This is a genomic window from Massilia horti (genome assembly GCF_004614195.1).
Taxonomy (GTDB): Bacteria; Pseudomonadota; Gammaproteobacteria; order Burkholderiales; family Burkholderiaceae_D; genus Telluria; species Telluria horti.
Map to the genome: position 1 here is coordinate 13,270 of NZ_SPUM01000009.1, position 23,668 is coordinate 36,937.

Annotated in this window: 21 protein-coding genes and 1 pseudogene; 13 read left to right on the forward strand and 9 right to left on the reverse strand. The window is 61.2% G+C overall.

The annotated features are described in order from the left end of the window. The first annotated feature begins 338 nt into the window (after positions 1-338). Genes E4O92_RS01775 through E4O92_RS01785 form a run of 3 tightly spaced genes read left to right on the forward strand, consistent with a single transcriptional unit; the run spans position 339 to position 3,228 of the window. The gene (locus E4O92_RS01775; RefSeq protein ID WP_135188032.1) at positions 339-1,439 is read left to right on the forward strand and encodes an aromatic ring-hydroxylating oxygenase subunit alpha; all 1,101 of its coding nucleotides are present in this window, start codon (positions 339-341) and stop codon (positions 1,437-1,439) included. A gap of 7 nt (positions 1,440-1,446) precedes the next feature. Beyond that, positions 1,447-2,367 carry a DMT family transporter gene (locus E4O92_RS01780; protein WP_135188033.1) on the forward strand — a complete coding sequence of 307 codons (921 nt, stop codon included), beginning with the start codon at positions 1,447-1,449 and terminating at the stop codon, positions 2,365-2,367. Positions 2,368-2,376: 9 nt separating this feature from the next. After that, positions 2,377-3,228 (forward strand): sulfurtransferase, encoded by an 852-nt coding sequence (locus tag E4O92_RS01785; RefSeq protein WP_135188034.1) that lies wholly within the window; start codon positions 2,377-2,379, stop codon positions 3,226-3,228. Positions 3,229-3,443: 215 nt separating this feature from the next. Here E4O92_RS01785 and E4O92_RS01790 read toward each other — a convergent pair whose 3' ends face one another. Beyond that, complete coding sequence (locus E4O92_RS01790; RefSeq protein ID WP_135188035.1) at positions 3,444-6,752, reverse strand: amidohydrolase family protein; 3,309 nt, start codon at positions 6,750-6,752, stop codon at positions 3,444-3,446. A 93-nt stretch (positions 6,753-6,845) separates the two neighbouring features. Next, positions 6,846-7,172: a hypothetical protein gene (locus E4O92_RS01795; protein ID WP_135188036.1), complete on the reverse strand. Its 327-nt coding sequence runs from the start codon at positions 7,170-7,172 to the stop codon at positions 6,846-6,848. Positions 7,173-7,692: 520 nt separating this feature from the next. Here E4O92_RS01795 and E4O92_RS01800 point away from each other — a divergent pair. Together E4O92_RS01800 and E4O92_RS01805 are read left to right on the forward strand one after the other, a co-directional pair. Beyond that, a complete protein-coding gene (locus E4O92_RS01800) occupies positions 7,693-8,340 on the forward strand; it encodes a DUF5343 domain-containing protein (RefSeq protein WP_135188037.1) in 648 nt (215 codons plus the stop codon). A gap of 1 nt (position 8,341) precedes the next feature. Then, complete coding sequence (locus tag E4O92_RS01805; RefSeq protein ID WP_135188038.1) at positions 8,342-8,938, forward strand: Swt1 family HEPN domain-containing protein; 597 nt, start codon at positions 8,342-8,344, stop codon at positions 8,936-8,938. Positions 8,939-9,452: 514 nt separating this feature from the next. On the opposite strand, the gene E4O92_RS01815 is transcribed toward E4O92_RS01805, so the two are convergent. Both E4O92_RS01815 and E4O92_RS01820 read right to left on the reverse strand, forming a co-directional pair. Continuing rightward, entirely contained in the window at positions 9,453-9,974 is a 522-nt protein-coding gene (locus E4O92_RS01815) for a penicillin-insensitive murein endopeptidase (protein ID WP_135188040.1), read from the reverse strand. 12 nt (positions 9,975-9,986) lie between these two features. Beyond that, positions 9,987-10,481, reverse strand: a complete 495-nt coding sequence (locus E4O92_RS01820; protein ID WP_135188041.1) for an Hcp family type VI secretion system effector — start codon at positions 10,479-10,481, stop codon at positions 9,987-9,989. A gap of 208 nt (positions 10,482-10,689) precedes the next feature. Between E4O92_RS01820 and E4O92_RS25080 the strand changes: the two are divergent. Both E4O92_RS25080 and E4O92_RS01830 read left to right on the forward strand, forming a co-directional pair. Further along, positions 10,690-10,827: pseudogene (locus E4O92_RS25080) on the forward strand (sulfurtransferase); the annotation flags it as partial. Between the two features lie 22 nt (positions 10,828-10,849). Then, a complete protein-coding gene (locus E4O92_RS01830; RefSeq protein WP_135188042.1) occupies positions 10,850-11,578 on the forward strand; it encodes a glutathione S-transferase family protein in 729 nt (242 codons plus the stop codon). A 232-nt stretch (positions 11,579-11,810) separates the two neighbouring features. On the opposite strand, the gene E4O92_RS24675 is transcribed toward E4O92_RS01830, so the two are convergent. Then, positions 11,811-11,972 carry a hypothetical protein gene (locus E4O92_RS24675; RefSeq protein ID WP_167759665.1) on the reverse strand — a complete coding sequence of 54 codons (162 nt, stop codon included), beginning with the start codon at positions 11,970-11,972 and terminating at the stop codon, positions 11,811-11,813. Positions 11,973-12,296: 324 nt separating this feature from the next. On the opposite strand from E4O92_RS24675, the gene E4O92_RS01835 reads away from it, so the two are divergent. Beyond that, complete coding sequence (locus E4O92_RS01835; protein WP_135188043.1) at positions 12,297-13,091, forward strand: hypothetical protein; 795 nt, start codon at positions 12,297-12,299, stop codon at positions 13,089-13,091. 36 nt (positions 13,092-13,127) lie between these two features. Here the strand turns inward: E4O92_RS01835 and E4O92_RS01840 are convergent, their stop codons facing one another. Both E4O92_RS01840 and E4O92_RS01845 read right to left on the reverse strand, forming a co-directional pair. Next, positions 13,128-13,829, reverse strand: a complete 702-nt coding sequence (locus E4O92_RS01840) for a ZIP family metal transporter (RefSeq protein ID WP_229482942.1) — start codon at positions 13,827-13,829, stop codon at positions 13,128-13,130. 150 nt (positions 13,830-13,979) lie between these two features. Next, entirely contained in the window at positions 13,980-14,864 is an 885-nt protein-coding gene (locus tag E4O92_RS01845) for a dienelactone hydrolase family protein (RefSeq protein ID WP_135188044.1), read from the reverse strand. 231 nt (positions 14,865-15,095) lie between these two features. Between E4O92_RS01845 and E4O92_RS01850 the strand changes: the two genes are divergently transcribed. Together E4O92_RS01850 and E4O92_RS25085 are read left to right on the forward strand one after the other, a co-directional pair. Then, positions 15,096-16,238, forward strand: a complete 1,143-nt coding sequence (locus E4O92_RS01850) for a radical SAM protein (RefSeq protein ID WP_135188045.1) — start codon at positions 15,096-15,098, stop codon at positions 16,236-16,238. A gap of 223 nt (positions 16,239-16,461) precedes the next feature. Further along, positions 16,462-16,998, forward strand: coding sequence for a PEP-CTERM sorting domain-containing protein (locus tag E4O92_RS25085; RefSeq protein ID WP_229482945.1), 537 nt, complete (start codon positions 16,462-16,464; stop codon positions 16,996-16,998). A 67-nt stretch (positions 16,999-17,065) separates the two neighbouring features. On the opposite strand, the gene E4O92_RS01860 is transcribed toward E4O92_RS25085, so the two are convergent. Together E4O92_RS01860 and polA are read right to left on the reverse strand one after the other, a co-directional pair. After that, on the reverse strand, positions 17,066-18,274 hold the full coding sequence (locus E4O92_RS01860; protein WP_135188046.1) for a DUF4382 domain-containing protein: 1,209 nt from the start codon (positions 18,272-18,274) through the stop codon (positions 17,066-17,068). A gap of 194 nt (positions 18,275-18,468) precedes the next feature. After that, positions 18,469-21,219, reverse strand: a complete 2,751-nt coding sequence (gene polA / locus E4O92_RS01865) for a DNA polymerase I (protein ID WP_135188047.1) — start codon at positions 21,217-21,219, stop codon at positions 18,469-18,471. A 183-nt stretch (positions 21,220-21,402) separates the two neighbouring features. Between polA and E4O92_RS01870 the strand changes: the two genes are divergently transcribed. The 3 genes from E4O92_RS01870 (at position 21,403) to E4O92_RS01880 (ending at position 23,666) form a co-directional block, all read left to right on the forward strand. Then, a complete protein-coding gene (locus tag E4O92_RS01870; RefSeq protein ID WP_229482947.1) occupies positions 21,403-21,870 on the forward strand; it encodes a hypothetical protein in 468 nt (155 codons plus the stop codon). A gap of 69 nt (positions 21,871-21,939) precedes the next feature. Further along, positions 21,940-22,899 (forward strand): homoserine kinase, encoded by a 960-nt coding sequence (locus E4O92_RS01875; RefSeq protein WP_135188049.1) that lies wholly within the window; start codon positions 21,940-21,942, stop codon positions 22,897-22,899. After that, complete coding sequence (locus E4O92_RS01880; protein WP_135188050.1) at positions 22,896-23,666, forward strand: BPSS1780 family membrane protein; 771 nt, start codon at positions 22,896-22,898, stop codon at positions 23,664-23,666. The genes E4O92_RS01875 and E4O92_RS01880 overlap by 4 nt, the downstream gene beginning before the upstream one ends. Positions 23,667-23,668 lie beyond the last annotated feature (2 nt).

The following is a 23,668-nucleotide window of genomic DNA, read 5'->3' on the forward strand; positions in this document are numbered from 1 at the left end:
GCACGGAACCAGCGGGGACTCGCCACCCGCAACTTGTGCGCCACTGGCCAGTCTAACCGCGTATTTTAGAACATTCCTACCCCCAGAGTGGCGAGCCGTGCGCTGCCAACTCCTTGCTGGCAAAGCCGACATTTTATCGCACTCCGCTCGGAATCCATGAAAACGATGCAATTCCGACAATTTCTGACCACACAGCGGCCACGCCCGCGCGACGGCCCGCGCCCGTAGAGCTCGGTTCCACGGTATAATCTCCGGTTCTGTCCGAAATACCGTATTCCGCGTCCAAAATACTGGTCTTTGGATTCTTTCTCTTCTTTGATTTGATAAGGGGGGTTGGGATGTCCGATCTGGCTACCCACGCCAAGCTGGCGAGTTCTTGCGTCCAGCTTCCGGTAACTGTTTATTTTGACGAAGCGCTGATGCAGCGCGAAATGCAGCAACTGTTTCAAAAGGGTCCGCGCTACGTCGGTCACGAATTGATGGTGCCCGAAGTCGGCGATTTTGCCACGCTCGCCTCCGAAAACGAAGGCCGCATGCTGGTGCGTAACGCCAATGGCATCGAGGTGCTGTCCAACGTATGCCGCCACCGCCAGGCACTGATGTTCAATGGCCGCGGCAATGCCAACAACATCGTCTGCCCGCTGCACCGCTGGACTTACGATTTGAAGGGCGAGCTGATCGGCGCGCCGCATTTCAAGGAAACGCCCTGCCTGAACTTGGCAAAGACTTCGCTGCAGAACTGGAACGGCCTGCTGTTCGAACAGAATGGATATAACGTGATGGACAAGCTGGCCAAGCTGTCTGTCACCAAGGACCTCGATTTTACGGGCTACATGTTCGACCACGTCGAGGTGCACGACGTCGATTACAACTGGAAGACCTTTATCGAGGTCTATCTGGAAGATTACCACGTCGAGCCCTTCCACCCGGGCCTGGGCAATTTTGTCAGCTGCGAAGACCTGACCTGGGATTTCGGCACCGACTACAGCGTGCAGACCGTGGGCGTTAACCGCGGCCTGAAAAAATCCGGCTCGCCGGTTTATCAGAAATGGCACGAGCAGGTCCTGAAATTCAACAACGGCCAGGAACCGAAATTCGGCGCGATCTGGTTGACGCTCTACCCGAACATCATGGTCGAGTGGTACCCGAACGTGCTGGTGGTGTCGACCCTGTGGCCGCTGGGGCCGCAAAAGACGCGCAACGTGGTCGAGTTCTACTACCCCGAGGAGATCGTGCTGTTCGAGCGCGAATTCGTCGAGGCGGAACGCGCCGCCTACATGGAAACCTGCATCGAGGACGACGAAATCGCGCTGCGCATGGACGCGGGGCGCAAGATCCTGCTGGCGCGCGGCGTCAACGAAGTCGGCCCGTACCAGTCGCCGATGGAAGACGGCATGCGCCACTTCCATGAATGGTACCGCAGCAGGATCGAACTATAAGGTTTTAATGGCTTCACTTTGGATGGTCTTTGCCAGCTTCGCGTTCGCCGCCATGGGCGCCGCCGTGAAGCTGGCCTCAGGTGTTTTCTCGACGTCTGAATTACTCATGTACCGGGGCCTGATCGGCACCGCCATGCTGTTCCTGGTTGCTCGGCACCAGGGCGGCAGCTTCAAAAGCCAATTCCCCAGGGAGCACCTGTGGCGCAGCGCGGTCGGCGTGATCTCGCTTTGGCTGTGGTTCTACGCGATCGGCCAGCTGCCGCTGGCAACCGCCGTCACCCTCAACTACATGGCGCCGATCTGGATCGCGGCCGGCGTATTCGCCGCAGCTTGGTGGCACGGAAAAAAGCGCGTCGAATGGCAGCTGGTGCTGGCCGTCCTGATGAGCTTCGTCGGCGTCATGCTGGTGCTGCGTCCCGCGATCGACAGTGACCAGTGGCTGGGCGGCGTGTCCGGCCTGCTCTCCTCGATCATTTCGGCGATGGCCTACATGCAGGTGCGGCGCCTGGGCCAGATGGGCGAGCCCGAATACCGCGTCGTGTTTTATTTTTCGCTGACCACCACCGTGGCCGGCTTTGCAGGCAGCCTGCTCAGCCCGGACGCGGCCGGCGTGCGCTTCCACCCGATCGACCTGCACGCCGGCGCGCTGCTGGCGGCGATGGGCGTCTCCGCGCTGTTTGCGCAAATGGCGATGACCCGCGCCTATCGGGTCGGCAAGGTGCTGGTGGTGGCCAACCTGCAGTACACCGGTATCGTGTTCTCGAGCCTGTGGGGCGTGCTGCTGTTCGGCGACAGCCTGGACTGGCACGTGTGGCTGGGGATCGCCGTGATCCTCGCCTCCGGCGTGGCGGCGACGTTCTACAATACCGGCAGCGCGGCTAAAACCGTCGCCGCTGAAAAGAAGGAACCGATCACTAGCGAAACCTGAGGACCTGCCATGTACACGACCCTGATCGCAGCTGAACAACTGGCCCGGCACATCGACGATGCGAACTGGGTCATCGTCGACTGCCGGCACGACCTGATGAACCTGTCCGCAGGCCGCGCGGCCTATGCGGCCGGACACCTGCCGCATGCGGTGTTCGCGGACATGGAAACCGAACTGTCGGGCGCCAAGCGCGATGCCGGCGGCGCGTTCCGCGGCCGCCATCCACTGCCCGAGGTGGATGCTTTCATCGAGACGTTGCGCTCGTGGGGCGTGAACGACGACACGCAGGTGGTGGCCTACGACGCCCACGGTGGCATGTTCGCAGCGCGTCTGTGGTGGATGCTGCGCTGGGTCGGCCACGAGGCCGTGGCGGTGCTGGACGGCGGCCTGGCCGCCTGGCAGGCGCAGGGGCTGGCGCTCACGAATGCAGTCGATGCGAAGCCGCGAGGTACGATCCAGGCGCACAGGGCGCTGGTCTCGACGGTGAGCGCGCCCGAGGTGCTGGCCAACATCGGGCGCGGCGAACGGCTGGTGGTCGACGCCCGTTCGCCCGACCGCTTCCGCGGCGAGAACGAGACCATCGACCCGGTCGGCGGCCATATCCCGGGCGCCAGGAACCGCTTCTTCAAGGACAACCTGCAGGCCGACGGCCACTTCAAGGCGCCGGCGCAGCTCAAGACCGAATTGGCGACGGTGGTGGACGATGCGGCCCGGGCGATCATGCAGTGCGGCTCGGGTGTGACGGCTTGCCACAACCTGCTCGCGCTGGAGGTGGCCGGCATGCCGGGCGCCGCGCTCTACCCCGGATCGTGGAGCGAATGGTGCGCCGATCCAAGCCGTCCGGTCGCAACCGGGGCGTAACGAATTTGTAGCAGGCGTAGGGGGCGCGCGGCCGGCGAGGACCAGTGCGCACGCGGTCACCGCCTGCTGACTTGCGGCTGCCGCTCCATTACGCGGCGTTCGCGAACCGCGTGCGCACAGGTGCGCACCCTACGCCCCCCAGCTAACGGTGGCAGCGCTCTCGAAAACAGCCCGGACGTTATCCGCCCGGGCCGTTCAGGCGTCACCGCGCGCGGTCAATCCTGCTCCGAACCGTAGCCGTGGCTGTGCCCGTGGCTGTGGGTATTACCCTCGACCGGTGCATTGGCCCCCTCCACGCCTTCGAAGAAGAACGGCTTGCGCGCTTTCGGCGTAGCGCCGACTTCATTCATGGTCGCGGTTTCATACAGGCGGCCACCGACCATCACATACGTTATCCGGTCGGACTTGCGAATGTCCGCCACCACGTCGCCGTCGATGATCGCCAGGTCCGCAAGCTTGCCCACTTCGAGCGAACCGACGTCCTTGTCCAGCCCGAGATAGCGGGCGCCGTTCAGCGTGGCGGCGCGGATCGCTTCCAGCGGCGTCATGCCTCCCCCCACCAGCGACCACATTTCCCAGTGCGCGCCCAGGCCTTCGCGCTGGCCATGCGCGCCCATGTTCACCGGCACGCCAGCGCGCTGCAACTCGGTTGCGGTGCGCGCCACCTTGAAGACATTGAAGTCTTCTTCCGGCGCGGTTTCGCGGCGAATGCTGCGCGGCTCGAGAACCGACTTCGGCACATAGCGCGACAGCAGCGGATGCTGCCAGACATCGGTACGGGCATACCAGTAATGTTCCCCGTCCAGGCCGCCATACGAGACGATCAGCGTCGGCGTGTAGCCCACCTTGGTCTGCGACCACAATTGCTTGACGTCGTCGTAGGCCCTTTCAACCGGAATCGAGTGTTCGACGCCGGTATGGCCGTCCACCACCATCGTCATGTTGTGCTGGAACAGCGAACCACCTTCCGGCACGACCATCATGCCCGTCTGGCGTGCCGCTTCGAGAATCTGCTGACGCTGGTCACGGCGCGGCTGGTTGTAGCTCTTGACACTGATCGCGCCCGCAGCCTTCAGGCGGCGCAGGTGAGTCAGCGCATCATCCAGGTTGTTCACCGTCGCGGCGAAGTTGCCCTTGGCGCCGTACAGGATCGTGCCGGTCGAGAAGATGTGCGGGCCAACCACCTGGCCGGTCCGCTGCATCTCGCTGTGCGTGAAGATCGTGGCGGTATCGTTGGATGGATCGTGAACCGTCGTCACACCGAAGGCGAGTCCCGCGTAATCGACCCAGCTCTGCTGCGGCACGATGCCGTCTTCGCCCATCGAGCCGTGCCAGTGAGCATCCACCATGCCGGGGATGATGGTCTTGCCCGCCGCATCGATGCGCGTCGCACCAGGCGGTACGGCAACCTCGGCCGCAGTGCCAACGGCCGCGATTCGGTTGTCCCTCACCACGATGCGGCCATTTTCGATCACTTCGTCGCCCTTCATCGTGACTATGCGGGCGCCGTCGATCACCACGGTGCCGCGCGGCGCGGCCGTTTTAGCGGTAAAGCCGATCTTGACGCCCGGCTGCTTCATCAGCGCTTCGGCACGCAGTTTCTCCTGCTTCGCATCCGGGTCGCTCGGCGCAAAGGCAAGCTTCATGTCGCGTGTGAACAGCTCGTCGCCCAGCGAGAAATGCAGCGCGTTGCTGTTGCCGGCCCAGTGCAGGTAGTCGCCCGCGTCCACGTCCAGCTGGCGCTGGGGCAATGCCTCGGCCTTTTCACCAATCGTCACGGCCTTGCCGGCCAGCGGCAGCGGCGTCACCCAGGTGTGGAAGCGCTCGCCGTAGGCAAGCCATGCACCATCAGGCGAAACGGCGAAGTTCGTCACAAACTCCCCCTGCGCAACCGCGTGCTCTTCATGCTTGTCGAGATCGATACGCACCAGCGAGGTCATCGAGTCGACCTCGTTCGAGCGCTTCGTGCGCGTTACGTACAGGTGATTGCTGTCGTTGCCGAACTGAGGCGCCCGGCCGTCGTCGGTGATCAGCACGGGCTTGCCCTTGCCATCGGCGGGAACCTTGTAGACGCCCGGCTCCAGGCCGTACCACGGGCTGATCAGGTGCCTTCCCTGGCTCTTGACGTAGACCACGTCCTTGCCGTCTGGAGCAAATGCCGGTTCGAGGTACTTGCCCGGAGCCGTCGTCAGCGTCGTTTCCTTGCCACTCTTCAGGTCGATGGTGCGGACCGAACCGAGCTTTTCGTCGTTCCAGGTCGTGAAGACGACCTGCTTGCCGTCACGCGAGAATTTCGGGAAATACTCGAAATGGTCTTCCTGCTTCGTCAGCCGCTGCGGTGCGCCGTTCGGCAGCGCGCGCACGTACAGGTGGCCGAGGGCCGAGTAGACGACCTTGTCGCCCTGCGGCGCCACGTTCACCCAGCGCAGCTGGCGCACGTCGAACGACTCCGGCGCCACGGCATGTTCGTAACGCACTGCCTCGCGGACATCGCGCGTGTCTTTCACGTGGAATGAAATTTCTTTCGCCGACTTCGCAAACGGGTCCAGGCGCCAGATCTTCCCCTTGGCCCAAATCACGATCTCTTTGCCGCCAGGCATCCAGCTGAATGCCGGGTAAACACCGTGGATCGCCCATGCTTCCTGCATATCGCGCTCGAGCTCGCCCCAGACCGGGGTTTCCTTGCCAGTAGTCAGATCCTTCAGGAACAGGGTCGACTGGTTGCGCACGCGGCGCACGAATGCCAGGTACTTGCCGTCAGGCGAAGGCGTGGGACGGACAGCACCGCCCGGGCCGCTGACGAAGGCGCGGGTTTTCTCTTCCTTCAGGTCACGGCGAAAAATCTTGTAGATTTCGTCATTCGAATTTTTGTTGTACTCGAAAGAAGTGCCTGGCGTGGTGTCCTGCGAGTAGTAAACGTATCGGCCATCTGGCGAAAACGCGGGCTCGCCGAGGTCTTTCTGCCAGTTCGGCTTTTCATTGATCGCGATGCCGCCGCCGCCCTGCACGTGGAACATCCAGATTTCACCTGAGCCGAGCGAGCGCGTACCAGAGTAGTGCTTACGCGCAGCAATGTACTGGCCGTTCGGATGCCAGACCGGATTGTTCAGCAGCCGGAATTTTTCCTTGCTGATCTCGCGCGCACCGGTGCCATCGACGTTCATCACCCAGATGTTGTCGCCGCCGCCCGCATCGGACATGTAGGCCAGTTGCTTGCCATCCGGCGAGAAGCGGGCCTGCATTTCCCACGCCATCGAGTGCGTCAGCGGCTTGGCTTCGCCACCGGTGATCGGCAGCAGGTACAGGTCGCCCAGCAGGTCGAACACGATCTGCTTGCCGTCGGGGCTGACATCGACGCTCATCCAGGTACCGGTGCGCGTATCGATGTTCACGGTTCCGACCACGCCGGGTGGATGGTTGACATCCCATTTCTTCTTGTCGTCGGCGCCGTTTTCCGCGGCAGTAGCAGCCGCTGCGGCCGCCGCGATGAATGCTGCGATCGCAGCTGAACGTGATGTAAGCATGTGTCTCCCTCGCTGTTTTTTCTGACGGAATTATTTTTTGCCACGCGACATTCTACTGCTGAGAACGTCAGGCCAGAAAAAATGCGGCAGCGGTCAGCCGCGCGCGTCGACCCCAATGCGTTCGCGGCTGCCGATGTTCGCCAGTACGGCACCGGCATCAACCGTCGTCACCAACGGGTCGCGCGCCGCAATCGCTCCGCGCGCCCTGGCCGGAACATCTGCGGACAATGGCAGGCCGAACCTGCCACATGCGGTGTTCAGTTGGATAGCACCAAGGGCCCGAACAGCATGTCGCCTGCGCCTGACAACAGCAGCACCGGTAACAACACCATTACGGTCGCCACCAAAATGACGAAATAGCGCAGGCCGCACGGGCATCGCAGCGAGCGAAGCGACAACACGGTCGATCAATTCATTCATGGCTCCCCTTGGGATTGGCGGTCGATCGGAACTACCGCATTCAAGTAAGGGGAGCAGTCTGAGCATTCAACGCGGTAGCGCAAGGACTGAAAATCCTTGTGTCGGTGTTTCGATTCTGCCCGGGCCACTTCCCTGCTCTCCGGTCTATTTCCGGCTCACTTCGCGCAGACCTCACACCCGACCGGATCACCGCCCCTTTGACATCATGTAGCTGGGGCCTGTTTTGGCATTCAGCTTTTACGCCAGTCCATGTTTGGCTTGCGCCTCAATTACGTCAGTATCACTTCAGGGGCACTTTGACAGCCATCCATGGAACCTTCAGCAGATCGAGAGTACGCTTCTCTAGTGAGTAGCTAAGATGCTACAACGCTACTTGAACAGCATCGCCTGCCGCTGCCCCGCCACCAGAAATTTTCTCATAATTTCAGTATCGATTTTGAAACATACTTGTTATGCTAAGGCACATGTCACTTAATTAAATTGTCAACCTCCTTCGCAGTTTTTTAACATATGGTGAACTATGGCAGAGAATCTTCCTTATAGTACGTCTATTGGCACTCTAGAAAATATGCTAGAGAGAATTAAAACAGCCTCAGTCCCCGATCGATTCACGCAGGACTTCGTAAAGACGAAACTAGCAATGAAAGGTGGCACGGCTGCCTCATGCATCCCGTTTTTAAAGAAAATGGGGTTCGTCGCCAGTGATGGTACACCTACAGAATCATACCGTGAGTTCAGGAATCCAAAAAAATCGCGAATTGCTATTGGCCGAGCATTTAAAAAACTGTACGCTCGACTGTATGAGATGAACGAATATATTCACGACGTCTCAGATAATGAAGCGCTCGGTCTAATCGTTGAATGCACCGGGGGCGAAAAGGATGCTGCAGCAACCAAGTACACGTTGGCAACATTCAATTTACTGAGAAAACTGTCCGACTTCGATGAGGTAGAGCAAACCGAACACGACTTAGCTGTATCGGAACCTCTCTACAAACCAACGCCTGAAATAGCTTCACCACCTCACCCTTTGGTGATCTCTCCATCAACCCCTTCGAAGGGTATCAACTTATCGTACACAATCAACTTGAACTTACCTGCAACGAAGGACATTGAAGTCTTCAATGCCATTTTCAAGAGCTTGAAAGATCACCTGCTAGGAGAGTGAAATGATCTTCGAAGATCGAATTAAGGCATTTGGGATGACTAATATGCTCATAGAATCAGATCTTGATAGGTTAGAAGATCGCTTCGATGTCACGCTACGCGATTTGAGTTTTGGGACATCAGAGCAAAACTCAATTGCGAAAGCGTATTTTCCTCAGTTTGAAGAGAAGCTTCGCAGTGAAGCTGCGGCGATGGCGAAGAGCTACGAGCTGTTCTATTGTTTAGAAAAAACCATACGAAAACAGATATCGGATCTGCTCGAAAGTACGAAGGGCGAAGATTGGTGGAACGATTCTAACATTATCCCCCAACAAATACACATCGACGTACGAAAGCGAATCCAACGCGAACGCGAATCAGGTATAACCCCCCGTTCACAAGATGAACTTGACTACACAAATTTTGGCGAACTTGGCGAAATAATAAAGGCGAACTGGACTGTTTTTGCCAGCATTTTTAGCAACATAAAAGCTGTGGAAAAGGTAATGTTTAGCCTGAACACTTTACGCAACCCCATCGCGCACTGTAGTCTTCTCGCAGAGGACGAAAAATTAAGACTTGAACTCAGTCTACGTGATTGGTTCAGATTAGGCGAATAACCGATCTCAATGCAGTGAATGTCGAAACAAGCGCCGCGACCGACATTACGCTTTGTAGAATCTCAGCGGTGCTGGGTTCGTTTGCACTTTTTTATCGCCGAGGAAGCCTAGCAACTAACGGTCGTCTCGGTGCCGCCGCTGATGAGATTAACCCCAATCCAGCACCGGTAAGGGCCTTCCTTCTTCTTGGCGTCCTGGGCACTGTACGTGCAATAAATGCCCTTTCTCCGGCGATCCCGATCCCCATCCACGCCGCTGCAAACTAGCTGGACGTCAGGGCCTATCGAGTCGAATACCTCTTTCGCGGCCTTACCATCGATAAGAACCGTCAGCATCCGATCCGTTCCGGTAGGCGGAGCCCGATCTGCCACGCTGCCGGAATGGATTTTGTACATGCCCCCCTGGAGCGATTTCCACAGTCCATACGGATCGGATGACGGATCGGCCGCGTGGGCAAGCGAAAGTGCAGCAACGGCAGCGGCTCCCGCGGCCAAGCAAGTGATGTTTCGCATCTCTATCCTCGGAGCGTCACGTGAAAGTGATCGTCATGCTTGTCCGCTCTAGCGACAAATGGAACCCTGGGGTCGTTGAAGACGACGAACTTGACAGGTGCAAGGGTGCGAAACAGATGGATAAGCTTTCGCGTGGCTTCATGGTCGTACTGCGGATCATTCCACGTCACACGCTGCTCAAGACCGTCTTTACGCAAAGGTCGAACGTCCACATCAAGTCCGGTCTTGTGTCCGCCGTGATCTGGCGTTTCCCTACCATCGGGCAGACTGATATCCCCAATGCCGATCCGTCGCCTATCGATGGCCTGCCACTCCAGGGCCACGCGCAGGATTGTGGACATCATGATGGGGTGAGCGTACTGATACGCGCCCATGGCCGGTTCACCGTACAGCTTGCCGTAGGTGTAGTAACCGGATTCCGCCGGGGCTTGCGGCAGCATGAAAAAATGGCGCTTGTCCTGGGTTGGCCGCGGGCGCAACGGGTCTGGGCACCTTTCGTCATCTTCGTATCTCCATTCAGCCATGGCGAGCCCCCGTCATGCGGCAACTTTATTGCCCGCGAGGTCCCAGCCGCCGACAGTCGAACCGCCGGCACCACCCCCGATCTTCTGCTGGGTGTACGTCCACTTCACCTTCGAGAACCGCAGGCCGATGGAGTCGTGCACAATGCTGCCCTGGCTGACCATCTGCTCCATGCTGGCGATCATGACGTTCTCCAGCTCGACCTGGTAGTACCTCACTGGTTTCCCATCGCCGTCAGCTCGCATGAATTCCAGCTTGGCCTTGGGGATCGTCTTGCCCATCGAGCAGTGCTGCAACAGAATCGGCGAAGCCAAGTCCGCGAGCTTGGACACCAACAGGGTCCGATGGTCACAACGTTCAGATGTATGGCCGCCGCCCGTCGATACGGTTGTGCTCCTGGGCTGGATCACGCCCCAGCTGGCCGAGGCGAGTTCGATCCAGCCCTGATGTCCGGAGTCCTGGGACTCGCCTTTGATGCCGTCGATCTGCAGGTATACGTCGATTGCCATGGTGTGACTCTCCTTGTTGATGGATAAGAGCGACCATTCTTGTGCAATGAGTTCTGTAGTAGGTTAACGCGGCACAAGCCTTAGTCCCGATGGGAAATCTAGTCATGAGCAAGCGCAACAGTCGGCAGCGCCGCCAAGGATCGGTCGTGGATGCTTCCCAAATGATGGCCGGGACCGCTGCACCGATCGGTTGCGATAGCGTCACGGCGGGTCGGGCGTAACGGCATGCCATAATCTGCTCGCGCCAGAAGTGGCCGGTCTCACCGGCGCGGCGCTCTACCCCGGCTCATGGAGTGAATGGTGCGCCGACCCGGCCCGTCCGGTCAGCACTGGCGCCACCTCTTGAATACAACAAGAAGGAGATTGACGTGATCACGCTTTATACCTTCGGCCCTGCCCTCGGCCTGCCCGATTTCAGCCCATTCGTGATGAAGGCCGAGCTGCTGCTCAAGATGTCCGGCCTGCCCTACCAAACCGACACGCGCGGCTTCAAGCGCGCGCCAAAGGGCAAGCTGCCGTACATCGACGATAACGGCACCGTCGTGGCCGACTCCACCATGATCCGCATGCACCTCGAACAACGCCATGGCGTCAATTTCAACGGCGCCTACGATCAACGCAGCCAGGCTGCCGCATGGGCCGTCGAGAAGATGCTGGAAGAGCACCTATACTTCGCGCTCCTGCACGAACGCTGGATAAAGGACGAGAATTTCGAACGTGGCCCGGCCCGCTTCTTCGACTTCCTGCCTGCGCCACTGCGGCCGCTGGTCAGGCGAATGGTGCGCGGGAAGATCCGCAAAACCCTGCAAAGCCAGGGCATGGGGCGCCACAGCGAAGCGGAGATCGTGGCGATGGCGTGCCGCGACCTGGACGCCTTGTCCGCACTGATGGGCGAACATTCCTGCCTGCTGGGAGAGCATCCGTGCGCCGCCGATGCGACGGTGCTGGCCTTCGTGGCCGCCACCCTGTGCGAGCAAGTGGATACTCCGGTTCGCACCCACGCGGAAAAGCTGCCTAATCTGGTAGCCTATCGTGACCGCTGGATGGCGCATTACTACGGCGCAGGTCAGGCTAGCACTTCCGCCCTCGCCGCCTGAGCGGGATCGGCACGCGTTCAAGAGGCGTAGGGGGCCGCGGGGCCGCCGAGGACCTATGCGCACAAGATCTCCGCATGCTGACTTGCGGCTACCGCTTCGCTACGCTGAATTCGCGAACCGCGTGCGCACGGGTCCTCGGCGGCCCCGCGCCCCCTACGATGTGCTATGGCTACGGGCTCCGGCAGATCGTAGGGTGCGCACCTGTGCGCACGCTGTACGGTCGCCCAGAGTTTCAGTTGGACAGCACCGAGGGCCCGAACAACATGCCGCCGGCGCCTGACAACAGCAGCACCGGTAACAGAACCAGCACGATCACCATCGCAATGACGAGATAGCGCAGGCGCGCGGGCAGCGCGCTGAGCGATGCAGCCAGACGCTCGATCAATTCATTCATGGCTCCCCCTTGGGGTCGGCGGTCAATCGGAATTACCGCGTTCAAGTATGGGGGAGCAGCCTGAGCTGTCAATGCCGTAGCGCAAGGACCGCGCCGGGGTGACAATCAACAATTTACTCGTTGACGTTGCCAAAAACGAAAGCCATACTTGGCCACTGTGGGGCCCGGATTCCGTTTAACAATGCCGACTTTTCATAATCGCGCGGACGAGCGATATTTCTAAAGAACAGTATTATTTGCGAGTCGCGCGAGTCCGCTTATCCCAGTAGTCGGCCGAGGGCGTCCGATCATTTGGCGTGATGGATCTTCCTACGCGGAGGTATCATGGCACAGGGAAAGCCAGCAGCGAAAAAAACGTGGCTGGGTTCGCTAACGGGCAGGCTTACGAGGATCACCGCGGTACTCGTGGCTTGCGTCGCACTTTTAAACGGCGCGATTGATCTGGGTAAGATTGTCGCCCATATCCCAATCGGCGATCGAGAAAGATTGAATTCCGAGCTCTTCCGAATTAACTTCGGAAAGAAGCCGATAGTCGAGCAACCGCTGGAGGTTGCGACCTCCAATATGAAGGTTCCTCTGCTATTGCAGGTATTTCCGAGCGGCGACTTGTTCGTGCGCTATGGAAATTTCGAACAATGGCTGCCGTTCACTTCGGTCAAGGTTGCGTCCGTATCGATCTTGCCGGAAGCCTATGCGCAGTCGCCCTTCCCGTCGCAGGCAGCAGTCGCTGCGTCGCCCAATACGCAAGGTCAGCGCCCCATCTATATTGACCTCGATAAGCTGAGGGCTGAAGCACTCAAGGTCAGCGCTGCCTTGCCCAACGCAGACAGCATCGAGAAAACCTACGTGCTCGCGGAAATGAAGGACGACCATCCCTACTTTTTTGAGCGCTCGATTAAAGAGTACTCAAAAAAATTCGTCGCCGAACCGGGCTACCGGTTCGCAAGTTTTGATTTTCTGGTTAGCAGCTCCAACCACTACACGCCAGGAAAAATCGAAATTGTAGACAACGGCCGTGCCATCGTCGCCACGTTCAAACTGAAAAGCGGTGCCGCACTGGATAGATATCGAGGATGGGTTCAGGGGACGCTCAGGACGCAGCAACTTCGGAGCCAGTAGCGACGATTGAGCGAGACAACCTGCCTGCCTTAAGTCTTAATGCCCGCTCGTGAGGAACAGCACGATCCCCACGCCCAGCGCGATCAGGAGCACCTGCGGCACCGATTCCTTCACCGTCGCCCGGCGCTGCATCTGCGGCATCAAATCGCTCACCGCGATGTAGATGAAGCCCGAAGACGCAAACACCAGCACATACGGCACCATGCCGTGCGCACGCTCGAGCGTGAAGTAACCAAGCAGGCCGCCTGCCACCGCCATCAGGCTGCACAGCAGGTTGTACACGTAGGCGCGCAGGCGCGAAAAGCCGGCGTTGAGCAGCACGATGAAGTCGCCGATCTCCTGCGGGATCTCGTGGGCGATGATGGCCACGCCGGTGACGATGCCCAGCTCCGGATTGGCGAGGAAAGCGGCGGCAATCAGGATGCCATCGGTGAAGTTGTGCATGCCGTCGCCGATCAGGATCATCCAGCCCGACTTGCCGGCCTCGCGCGCATCGTGCCCGTGCGCGTGGTGGTGGCCGTCGCCTTCGTGATGGTGCGAGTGGCGCAGCACCGCCAGCTTCTCAAGCAGGAAGAACGCCAGCAGCCCCCCGAGCAGGGTCGCGAACAGGCTGCGCGGATCGGCCTTCGATTCGAACGCCTCCGGCAGCGCGTGCAGCAGCGAGGTCGAGAGCATGATGCCGACCGACAGGCTGACCATGCGATCGACCATCTTCGCGAGCAGGGCAAAGGAAAACAACGCAGCGGCCGAAATGCTGGCGGCGCCGGCGAATATCGTCGTCAGCAGGATGGAGCTTAGGGTCGGATCGATTTGAAAGCCTCTTGTTCTTGGTCTTGCGTACAGGCCGCGAGGCGGGCATTGTACCGCTCCGCCCACGGCCTTGCAGCGTCAGGCCACGCCGTGGTCCTTGAACCAGGCAAGCGCGCGCGCAAAACCATCCTTGGCGTCCGCTTCCACATAGCTTGGCCGGTAGTCGGCGTTGAACGCGTGCCCGGCGTCCGGATAGACCACGAAGGTCGACCCGCTCGATCCCTTGGCCAGCGCCGCCTTCATCTTGTCGATCGATTCGAGCGAAATGCCGGTGTCCTTGGCGCCGTACAGCCCCAGCACCGGCACCTTGAGGGTGGGCGCGATGTCGATCGGGTGGACCGGGTTGTTCGGGTTGGTGTCGCCTACCAGCCGGCCGTACCAGGCCACGCCCGCCTTCACGTTCGGATTATGCGCGCAATACAGCCAGGTGATGCGGCCGCCCCAGCAAAAGCCGGTGATGCCAAGCTTGTCGACATTGCCGCCGTTTTGCCTCGCCCACGAGACGACGGCGTCGAGGTCGCCCATGACTTGCGCATCGGGCGTCTTGCTGATGATCTGCTTCATCAGGTCGGCGATGTTGGGGACCTTGCTGGGGTCGCCCTGGCGCACGAACAGGTCGGGCGCCAGCGCCAGATACCCGCGCTTGGCGAAGCGGCGCGCGACGTCGGCGATGTGTTCGTGCACGCCAAAGATCTCGGAAACCACCAGGATCACCGGCAGGTTGCTCTTGCCGGCGGGCTGGGCGCGATAGACCGGAACCGCCTGCCCGTTCACGTCGATGTTGACCGTACCGGCGGTAAGCCCCACGGTATCGGTCTTGATCACGGTTTCCGCCGCAACCGGCATGGTGGCCGCGGCAAAGCCGGTGCCGAGAGCAACCTTGAGGAAATCGCGACGATCGACGCCGTCTGCAAACGGGCCGCCGGCAACCAGGCTATCGCCGTCAAGTACGAGATCTTTCATGTGCAGTTCTCCGGTCAGTTAAGAGAATTGCTATCTTAACAGCGTGACGCTAACCTGTTCGAACCGGGCGCTGCATGCCGTCGCAGGAATGCCAAACGAACGGCACGATGAACAAGCCCGCATCACCGGGTTCTAACTTCCACATTTGTCCTCAAACAGACAGGCAACACACCGGCTCATACCTCAGGACGAGCTGGATTTCTTTCCTGGTCGCACCCGGAGGAGACTGTCATGGACAGCAGACGTGCGAAAGCTGAACAGGCTGATGCGATCCTTTCCCGCGCACACGAACCGATGCCGAGCAACGCCATGCCGGCGATATGCGACGTGTCGGTGACGAACGTCTGCAACGCCGCCTGCGACTTCTGCGGCTTCTCCCGAAATAAAAAACTGGCCGGTCCGCGGCGCTACCTGGATACCGCCGCATTTGCGTCAAGCCTGCCCGCGCTGCGGCGCCGGCACGTGCGCTACATGACGTTTCAAGGGGGCGAACCCCTGCTTCATCCGGGCATCGTGTCGATCGTGACCGAGGCCGCCAGGGCCGGCATGCACTGCGGGATGATCACCAATGGATGGTTCCTGTCCCGCCACATTGAGCGGCTGGCGCAAGCCGGCCTGCGGCGGGTGCTGGTGTCGATCGACAGCGCCAACATGCTCGAGCACGAGATCAGCCGCGGCCTGAACGGGCTGGGACCGCGCATCAGGCAAGGCCTGGCCAGCGCGCGTGAACTCGGCATCCCGACCTGTGCCAGCGTGACCGTCAACCGCATGGTGCGCTACGAGGCGCTGCCGGAAACTTTGGCGCGGCTCGGGTTTGACGCGGTCACATTTTCCTATCCAAGGCGCGAGCCGTTCGGCTCGACTTCGCTCGTCTACGACCAGGACTGCGCGCTGATCGATCTGGATGCGGAAGAGCTGCTGGACGCCTTGCGCCAGATCGCACTGCTCAAGCGCCGGTTCCATGTCGTCGACCCTGCCGCATCGCTCGCAGAAGTCGCGCGCTTCATCCGGGGCGAACCGCAGCACGTCCCCTGCATCGGCGGCAGCAAGTACTTTTACCTGGACTGGAACCTGGACATCTGGCGCTGCGAGGCGTGGTCCGAACCGATGGGGAATGTGTTCAACCTCGACCGCATACCGGATATGCGCGAGCCCTGCAATGCATGCATGATGGCTTGTTACCGCCATGCCAGCGTGCTGATGCATGGCGCAGTGGCGGCAGCCGATGCGGTGCACGCACTCGGCCACGGAGACGTGCGGAGCGCGGTCAGCTACCTGTTCCGGCGCAGCGTCGCTTATTCGCTGTGGGCGTTATCGGTCGAGGCATTGCCGCAAACGGCCTTGTGGTTCAAGCGTCGCCGCAAACGGCGGTAAGCGGCCAGCAGCGCGGGCAACCCGTACGGCGCGCGGCCGGCGAGGACCTGTGCGCACATCTTTCCAGTATTGCCATCCAAATAGTGATGACGCATAGTTAAACTGTCGGAAATACTTACAGTTAAAAAAAGACTCACCGCTAAGTTATTGATTTTTGCGACATTAATTTCTGGTACGCAAATTGCTTTAAGGCATTCAACAACAACTTCCTGGAGAGTCAACCATGAAACGTATTTTCGCCCTGCTGGCAGGACTTGCCTTGTCGCTCCTGACACAAACCGCCCAGGCTGGCCTGCTGTCGCATCAGGTCAGCGTGACCTATCTGTATCCGACCGTGGATACCGAATTCCAACACATCGGCGCCGGCACGGTTGGCGCGACCGGACTGCAGATGAACTTCCTCGATTATTTTGATTTAAACATCACCGACGACCGGATCACCGTCCTCTATAGAGACTGGCCGGAGGTGTGGTGGAACCCGGCGCCTTTCAATGGTTTCGTCCTGACCGACCTGACCGGCCCCCTGCCCGCGATTTCGCTCAACACCGCAAGCAACATGGCAGGCTTTAGTTCGAGCAACCTCACCATCGTGGGCAACTCGCTGTATGTGAACTGGCAGGGCCTGCCCTTCACGGGGGCCACGCAGGTGATCCTGGATGTCGGGGGCACACCCCCCAGCCAGGTTCCGGAACCGTTCAGCCTGAGCCTGTTGGGGCTGGGCCTGCTCGGCCTGGGCGCCGCCCGCCGCCGCGCGAAATAAACTGCGCCCATAAACGTGCCTCGTCGTCCCCGGCCTCGCCGGCAGGCCGGGGGCGACGGTGTGGCGATTACGGCGTCAGCGCAAAATTGACGCCGGTTTGGTTGGACGTGGCAATGCTGACGCCCGATACCGACTTGGTCGCGTAGCCATTGGCGCTTGCCTCGACCGTGTATGTCGCCGGGGTCACGCCCGTGGCGGCATTGAACGCGAGCGGCAGCGTGCTGCTGTAGACCGCAAACTGGGGCGCCGCTACCGGGAGGTTGGCAAGCGTGTATGCGCCGGTTGCCAGGTCCGCGCCCTGGTACTTGATGGTGACTGTGGGACCGGCCCCGAACGTCTGCTTGGCCGCGACGTAGGCGGCCTCGGTGCTGCTCGGCGGGGTCATCGTCACGGCGCCGCTGATCGAGCCGGTCGTCGAGAGGGCGAGGGCAATCGGGGCAGCGGTCGTGCTGACCGCGGTGGTGGCGCTCGCGGTCACGGGGACGGCACTGATTACCGAGGCGGCGCTGTTGTCCGAGGTGATGACCACGTCGTAGTTACCGGCGGTGAGGTGCGACAGGTTGAAGGCACCCGTGCTGTCCGGCGCGGTGGACGCGATGATCTTGCCGTTCTGCTGGGCCGATACCACGACATGGTTTGCCAGCGCGGCGGTTGCGACGACGCCGGTGATGCCGTTGTTGACCGCGCTCGGGACCATGCGCAGCACAGGCTTGAGCGCGTACTTGCCATTGCCCTTGGTAAGAACGGACCTGCAGGCGTCAAAGTCGATCACGATGTCCGAACGCTGGCCGGCGGCCACGTCGAACTCGCCGGTCAGCTTGATGCCGCTCTGGACTGCGCTCGGCGTATCAAGCGGCTGTTCGGTTTTCGAGCCGGTCGGCAGCACGGTGTTGGCGCTGCCGCTGGCGTTCGAGTCGAGCACCAGCCGGACCTGGGAATAATGGCCCGCATCCAGCGAGGTCTGGCCCAGCGTATCGAGCACGCCGTTGGTCAGCTTGAGCAGGTCGATCTTGCGTGCCGGGTTCAGAGTCACGTCGACCCAGCCGGCGTCGGTGTCGCTTGCGGTCGCGCTCTTGTTCACGCGGACTTTGCTGACCGTGACGTTGACGGCGTCAAAACCGCAAGCGGGCGCGTCGGTCAGCGCGACGGTCAGCGTACCTGCGGTCGAAACCGGAGGCGGAGACGTTGTCGAGGATCCCGATGAGCCGCCGCCTCCACAGGCGGCGAGCGACGCTGCGGCCGCCAGGAGGCCGATCTTGGTGAGCTGTTGTTTCATGATATGCCTTTCTTAAAGCGCCGACGACCACGGCGAGTAAGAGGCATCCTATATTCCGGTCGGAAACTTTTTTGTTAACGAACGCACATTGAAACCATTGCTTACACTTCAGATACTGAACTGTTGCGGTGCCGCCACCGAAATTTACCCTTGTATTAACAGCTATTGTCGACCTATCAAATAGTCCAGGGCGCTCAGTGTGCCTTCTCCCAGTTCGGGCCGACCCCGGTCTCGGCCATCAGCGGCACCTTGAGCGTGGCCACGCCCGCCATCAGCTCCGGCAGCCTGGTCTTGACCAGCTCCAGCTCGGCCTCGGGCACCTCCAGCACCAGTTCGTCGTGCACCTGCATGATCATGCGCGTGCCCAGGCTTTCGGTCTCGATCCAGCGCTGGACTTCGATCATCGCCAGCTTGATCAGGTCCGCCGCCGTGCCTTGCATGGGCGCGTTGATCGCGGCACGTTCGGCGCCGGCGCGGCGCGGGCCGTTGGGCGAATTGATCTCCGGGAGCCACAGCCGGCGGCCGAACACCGTCTCGACATAGCCGCGCTGCTTGGCCGCCAGGCGCGTCTCGTCCATGTACTGTTTCACGCCCGAAAAACGCGCGAAGTAGCGGTCGATGTAGCTGGCCGCGGCCGAACGTTCGATGCCGAGGTTGGACGCCAGGCCGAATGCGCTCATGCCGTAGATCAGGCCGAAGTTGATGACCTTCGCGTAGCGCCGCTGCTCGCTTTGCACCTCGGCCGGCGGCACGCCGAAGATTTCGGCCGCGGTGGCGCGGTGGATGTCCTCGCCCTGCGCGAACGCGCGCAGCATCGCCTCGTCGCCGGAGATGTGGGCCATGATGCGCAGCTCGATCTGCGAATAGTCGGCCGAGACGATCACGTTGCCGGGCGCCGCGACGAAGGCCTCGCGAATGCGCCGCCCTTCGCTAGTGCGCACCGGGATGTTCTGCAGGTTCGGGTCGTTCGACGCCAGGCGCCCGGTGATCGCCACCGCCTGCGCATAGTTGGTGTGCACGCGCCCGGTGGCCGGATTCACCATCCTGGGCAGCTTGTCGGTATAGGTCGACTTGAGCTTGGACAGGCCGCGGTGCTCGAGCAGGAGCTTGGGCAGTGGGAAGTCCTCGGCCAGCTTCTGCAGCACTTCCTCGTCGGTGGACGGCGCGCCGGTCGCTGTCTTTTTGATCACCGGCAGGCCCAGCTTGCCGAAGAAGATCTCGCCGATCTGCTTGGGCGAACCAAGGTTGAACGGCCCGCCGGCCAGCTCGTAGGCCTGCTGCTCCAGTTCGATGATGCGCGCGGCCAGTTCGCTCGACTGGGTCTCCAGCAGCGCGGCGTCGATCAGCACGCCGTTGCGCTCGATCTTGTGCAGCACCACCTGGGTGGGCAACTCGATGTTCTTGTAGACGAACTCAAGACCCTTGTCACTTTCGACATGGCCGACCATCGTCTGGTGCAGACGCAGCGTGATGTCCGAATCCTCGCCTGCGTACTCGGTCGCGCGCGCCAGCTCCACCTGGTCGAAGCAGATCTGGCCGGCGCCCTTGCCGCATACGTCCACGTAAGGAATGGTGGTGTAGTCGAGGTGGCGCATCGCCATCGTGTCCATGTCGTGCGGCTTGTGCGATTCGAACACGTAGGACTGCAGCAGCGTGTCGTGCACGATGCCGCGCAGGGTCACGCCATGGTTGGCGAAGACGTGCATGTCGTATTTCAGGTTCTGGCCGACCTTGGGTTTGTCCGGATTTTCCAGCCACGGCTTGAGGCGTTCGAGCACGTACTCGCGCGAGAGCTGCTCCGGCGCGCCGGCGTAGCGGTGCGCCACCGGGATGTAGGCGCCGCTGCCCGGCTCCACCGACAGCGAGATGCCGACCATCTCCGCCTGCATCGGATCGAGCGAGGTGGTCTCGGTGTCGACTGACGTCAGTTCGGCCGCCTCCACCAGCGCCAGCCAGCGCTCCAGCTGTTCCTCGGTGAGCACGGTCTCGTACTGGCCGCGCGCGATCGGCGTGCGGGCTTCTTTGCCGGCCGCGCCTTCCGGCGACTGCGGGGTCGCTCCGCCCGGCCCTCCGGTCACTCCCGCGCCCTTTTCCAACTCGCGCAGCATGGTCTTGAAGCCGTAGCGCTGGAAGAATGCGCGCAGCGCTTCCAGGTCTTCCGGGCGGCCAACCAGGGTCTCTTCGAACGACACCACGTGCGCGGCCAGGTCGCAGTCGGTCTTTACCGTGATCAGCTCGCGACCCTTGGGCAGCCATTCGAGCGCGGTGCGCAGGTGCTCGCCGACCGCCCCGGTGATCGCGTGCGCGTTGGCGATCACGCCATCGAGCGAGCCGTGCTGGGACAGCCACTTGACCGCGGTCTTCGGGCCGCACTTGTTCACGCCGGGGATGTTGTCGACGGTGTCGCCGATCAGGGTCAGGTAGTCGATGATGCGGTCGGGCGCCACGCCGAACTTGGCCAGCACGCCCGCTTCGTCCAGCTTCTCGTTGCTCATCGTGTTGATCAGCATGACCTTGTCGTTGACCAGCTGCGCCAGGTCCTTGTCGCCGGTCGAGACGATCGTCTTCATGCCGCGCGTGGTCGCCTGCACCGCCAGCGTGCCGATTACGTCGTCGGCCTCCACGCCTGCCACCATCAGGATCGGCCAGCCCAGGTAGCGCACCGCTTCGTGGATCGGCTCGATCTGCTTGGCCAGGTCCTCCGGCATCGAAGCGCGCGTCGCCTTATACTCGGGGTACATCTCGTCGCGGAAGGTCTTGCCCTTGGCATCGAACACGCATGCGATGTAGGCGGCCGGATAATCGGCGCGCAGGCGGCGCAGCATGTTGACCATGCCGTGCATGGCGCCGGTCGGATAGCCTTCTGGGCTACGCAGGTCGGGCAGCGCGTGGAAGGCGCGGTAAAGATAGCTGGAACCGTCAACCAGCAGCAGGGTATTTTCCATGTTGACCAATCAGAGTGGGAGCGGCACCTTGGCCGAAGTCGTGATTATCGCAGAATCGGGCATGGGAAAAAGCAACGGGTGCTTGACCGCCATGCCTCGGGAATATGGGGACGAGCGCCACACTTTTCACTGGGAAGCGTGGCCGTTTGTTACAATGACCGCAAACGATACAAGGTGAACATGATGTCGCGCACTTCCTCCTGCCTGAAGACCCTGACACTGGGCCTGCTGGCATTCGCCGGCCTGGCCTTCGCGCAGCAGCAGCAACAGCCGCCGCAGCAGACGCCGCCGAGCGAGAAGCCGCCCAGGCTCGAAACCATCGAACCGGGCAGCGACGTGCCGGCGACCGCCATCCCACCCCAGCGCGGCACCCAGATCATTGAGCACCGTAACAACGCCGGACAGGTCACCCAGATCGAAGTCATTGCAGGTGGAAGCCACTACTTCATCAACAACCCATATAACGCCCAGGCGGGCAATTCCCTGCCCGGTGACGCCACCAGCGCGATCCGCAATACGCCGCAGTGGAAGCTCTTTGATTTCGACCTGAACAGCAAGAAAAAAGCGGCCAGCGCCGCGGAAGCGGCAGGCGGCCAGGCGGTACCGGCCGCCGCGGAGGCACCTCCCCCGCCGCGGCCCGCCACCGAATAACCGAACCTTGGACAATGCGCGACCCGCCAGCGGATCGCGTTGCCCTCACATTCATTTTATTGCTTGCACATGGCAGTTTTCACTTCGGTCACATTGGATGACCTCGCGCAGTGGATCAAGCAGTTCCCTCTTGGCAAAGCCCTTGCGCTGGAAGGTATCTCCTCCGGCATCGAAAATAGCAATTTCTTCCTGACAACCGAGCGCGGCGAGTATGTGCTGACGATCTTCGAGAATCTCGGTTTCGAACAATTGCCCTTTTACCTGCAACTGATGCGCCACCTGGCCGCGCGCGGCATCCCGGTGCCCGATCCGGTCGCCAATGACCAGGGCGAACTGGTCGTGGCGCTGCACGGCAAGCCGGCCTCGGTCGTCAGCCGCCTGGACGGCAGCTCGCAGATGGACCCGCAGCCGGCGCACTGCGCCGCGGTCGGCGCGATGCTGGCAAAGATGCATCTGGCGGCGCACGATTTTCCGCTGTCGCAACCGAACCTGCGCGGCCTTGACTGGTGGGTCGCGACCGCGCCCAAGGTGCTGCCCTACCTGTCGCCGGACAATGCGCGCCTGCTCACCCGCGAAATCGACTACCAGCAAGCCTTTGCCGAAACCGGCAACTACCAGCGCCTGGCGCGCGGCCCAGTCCATGCCGACCTGTTTCGCAACAACGTGATGTTCGTCGGCGAGCAACTGTCCGGCTGCTTCGACTTCTACTTCGCCGGCGTCGACACCTGGCTGTTCGACCTGGCCGTCACCGTCAACGACTGGTGCATCGACCTTGCCACTGGCGAGCTGGATGAGCGGCGCGTTGCGGCGCTGCTCGCGGCCTACCATGCCGTGCGCCCGTTCACGCTTGACGACCGGGACGCATGGCAACCGATGCTGCGCGCCGCGGCGCTGCGCTTTTGGCTGTCGCGCCTGTATGACCTGCATCTGCCGCGCGAGGCCGAGCTGCTCACGCCGCACGACCCGACGCACTTCGAGCGTATCTTGCGCGAACGCATCACCACCCCACCTGCAGGACTGCCAGTATGAACAAGCTGCCCGCACTCACTGGATGGGCGTGGCTCAAACAGGGCGCCGGACTGTTTCGCAAGCAGCCCGGCGCGCTGATGACGCTACTGTTCGCAAACATTCTTTTCAGCATCGCGATCAGCGCCGTCCCCATCCTCGGACCGCTGGTCGCGATGGTGCTGATCCCGGTGTTCTCGGTGGCCTTCATGCGCGCCTGCCTGATGATCGACAACGGCAAGCGGGTCACGCCCGCGGTGCTGCTGTCCGGCTTTCACAAGCCGGTCTTCGGCCAGCTGGCAAAGATCGGGCTGATCTATGTGGGCGTTGCGGTGATCATGGCGCTGGTGGCCGGGATGCTCATCGATGCCGAGACGTTGACGCAGGTCGCCAAGCAACCGGCCAATTCCAAGGAGGTCCAGGCCCTGGCCCCGGACGTGTTCGCGGTGCTCAGTGGAATCTTCCTGCTTGAACTGGCGATGCTCATCACCTTGTCGTTCGCGGCGCCGCTGGTCTTTTGGCAGCAAATGAAGCCGGGCAAGGCCACCTTCTACAGCTTTTTCGCCGTCGTCAAAAGCGCACGCGTGTTCGTCGTGCTGCTGCTGGCCTGGTTCGCGATCTTGTTTGGCACCTGGTTCATCGCGGTGATGCTGCTCGGTCAGGCGAGCATCGTACGCATCGTCATCATGTGGATGTTCTTCCTGTTGATGCTGGTGCTGCAGTGCGCGCTGTATGTTGGCTACCGGCAGATCTTCGGCAAGCCGGACGACCCGGAGGCGTGCCCGGCGTAAGA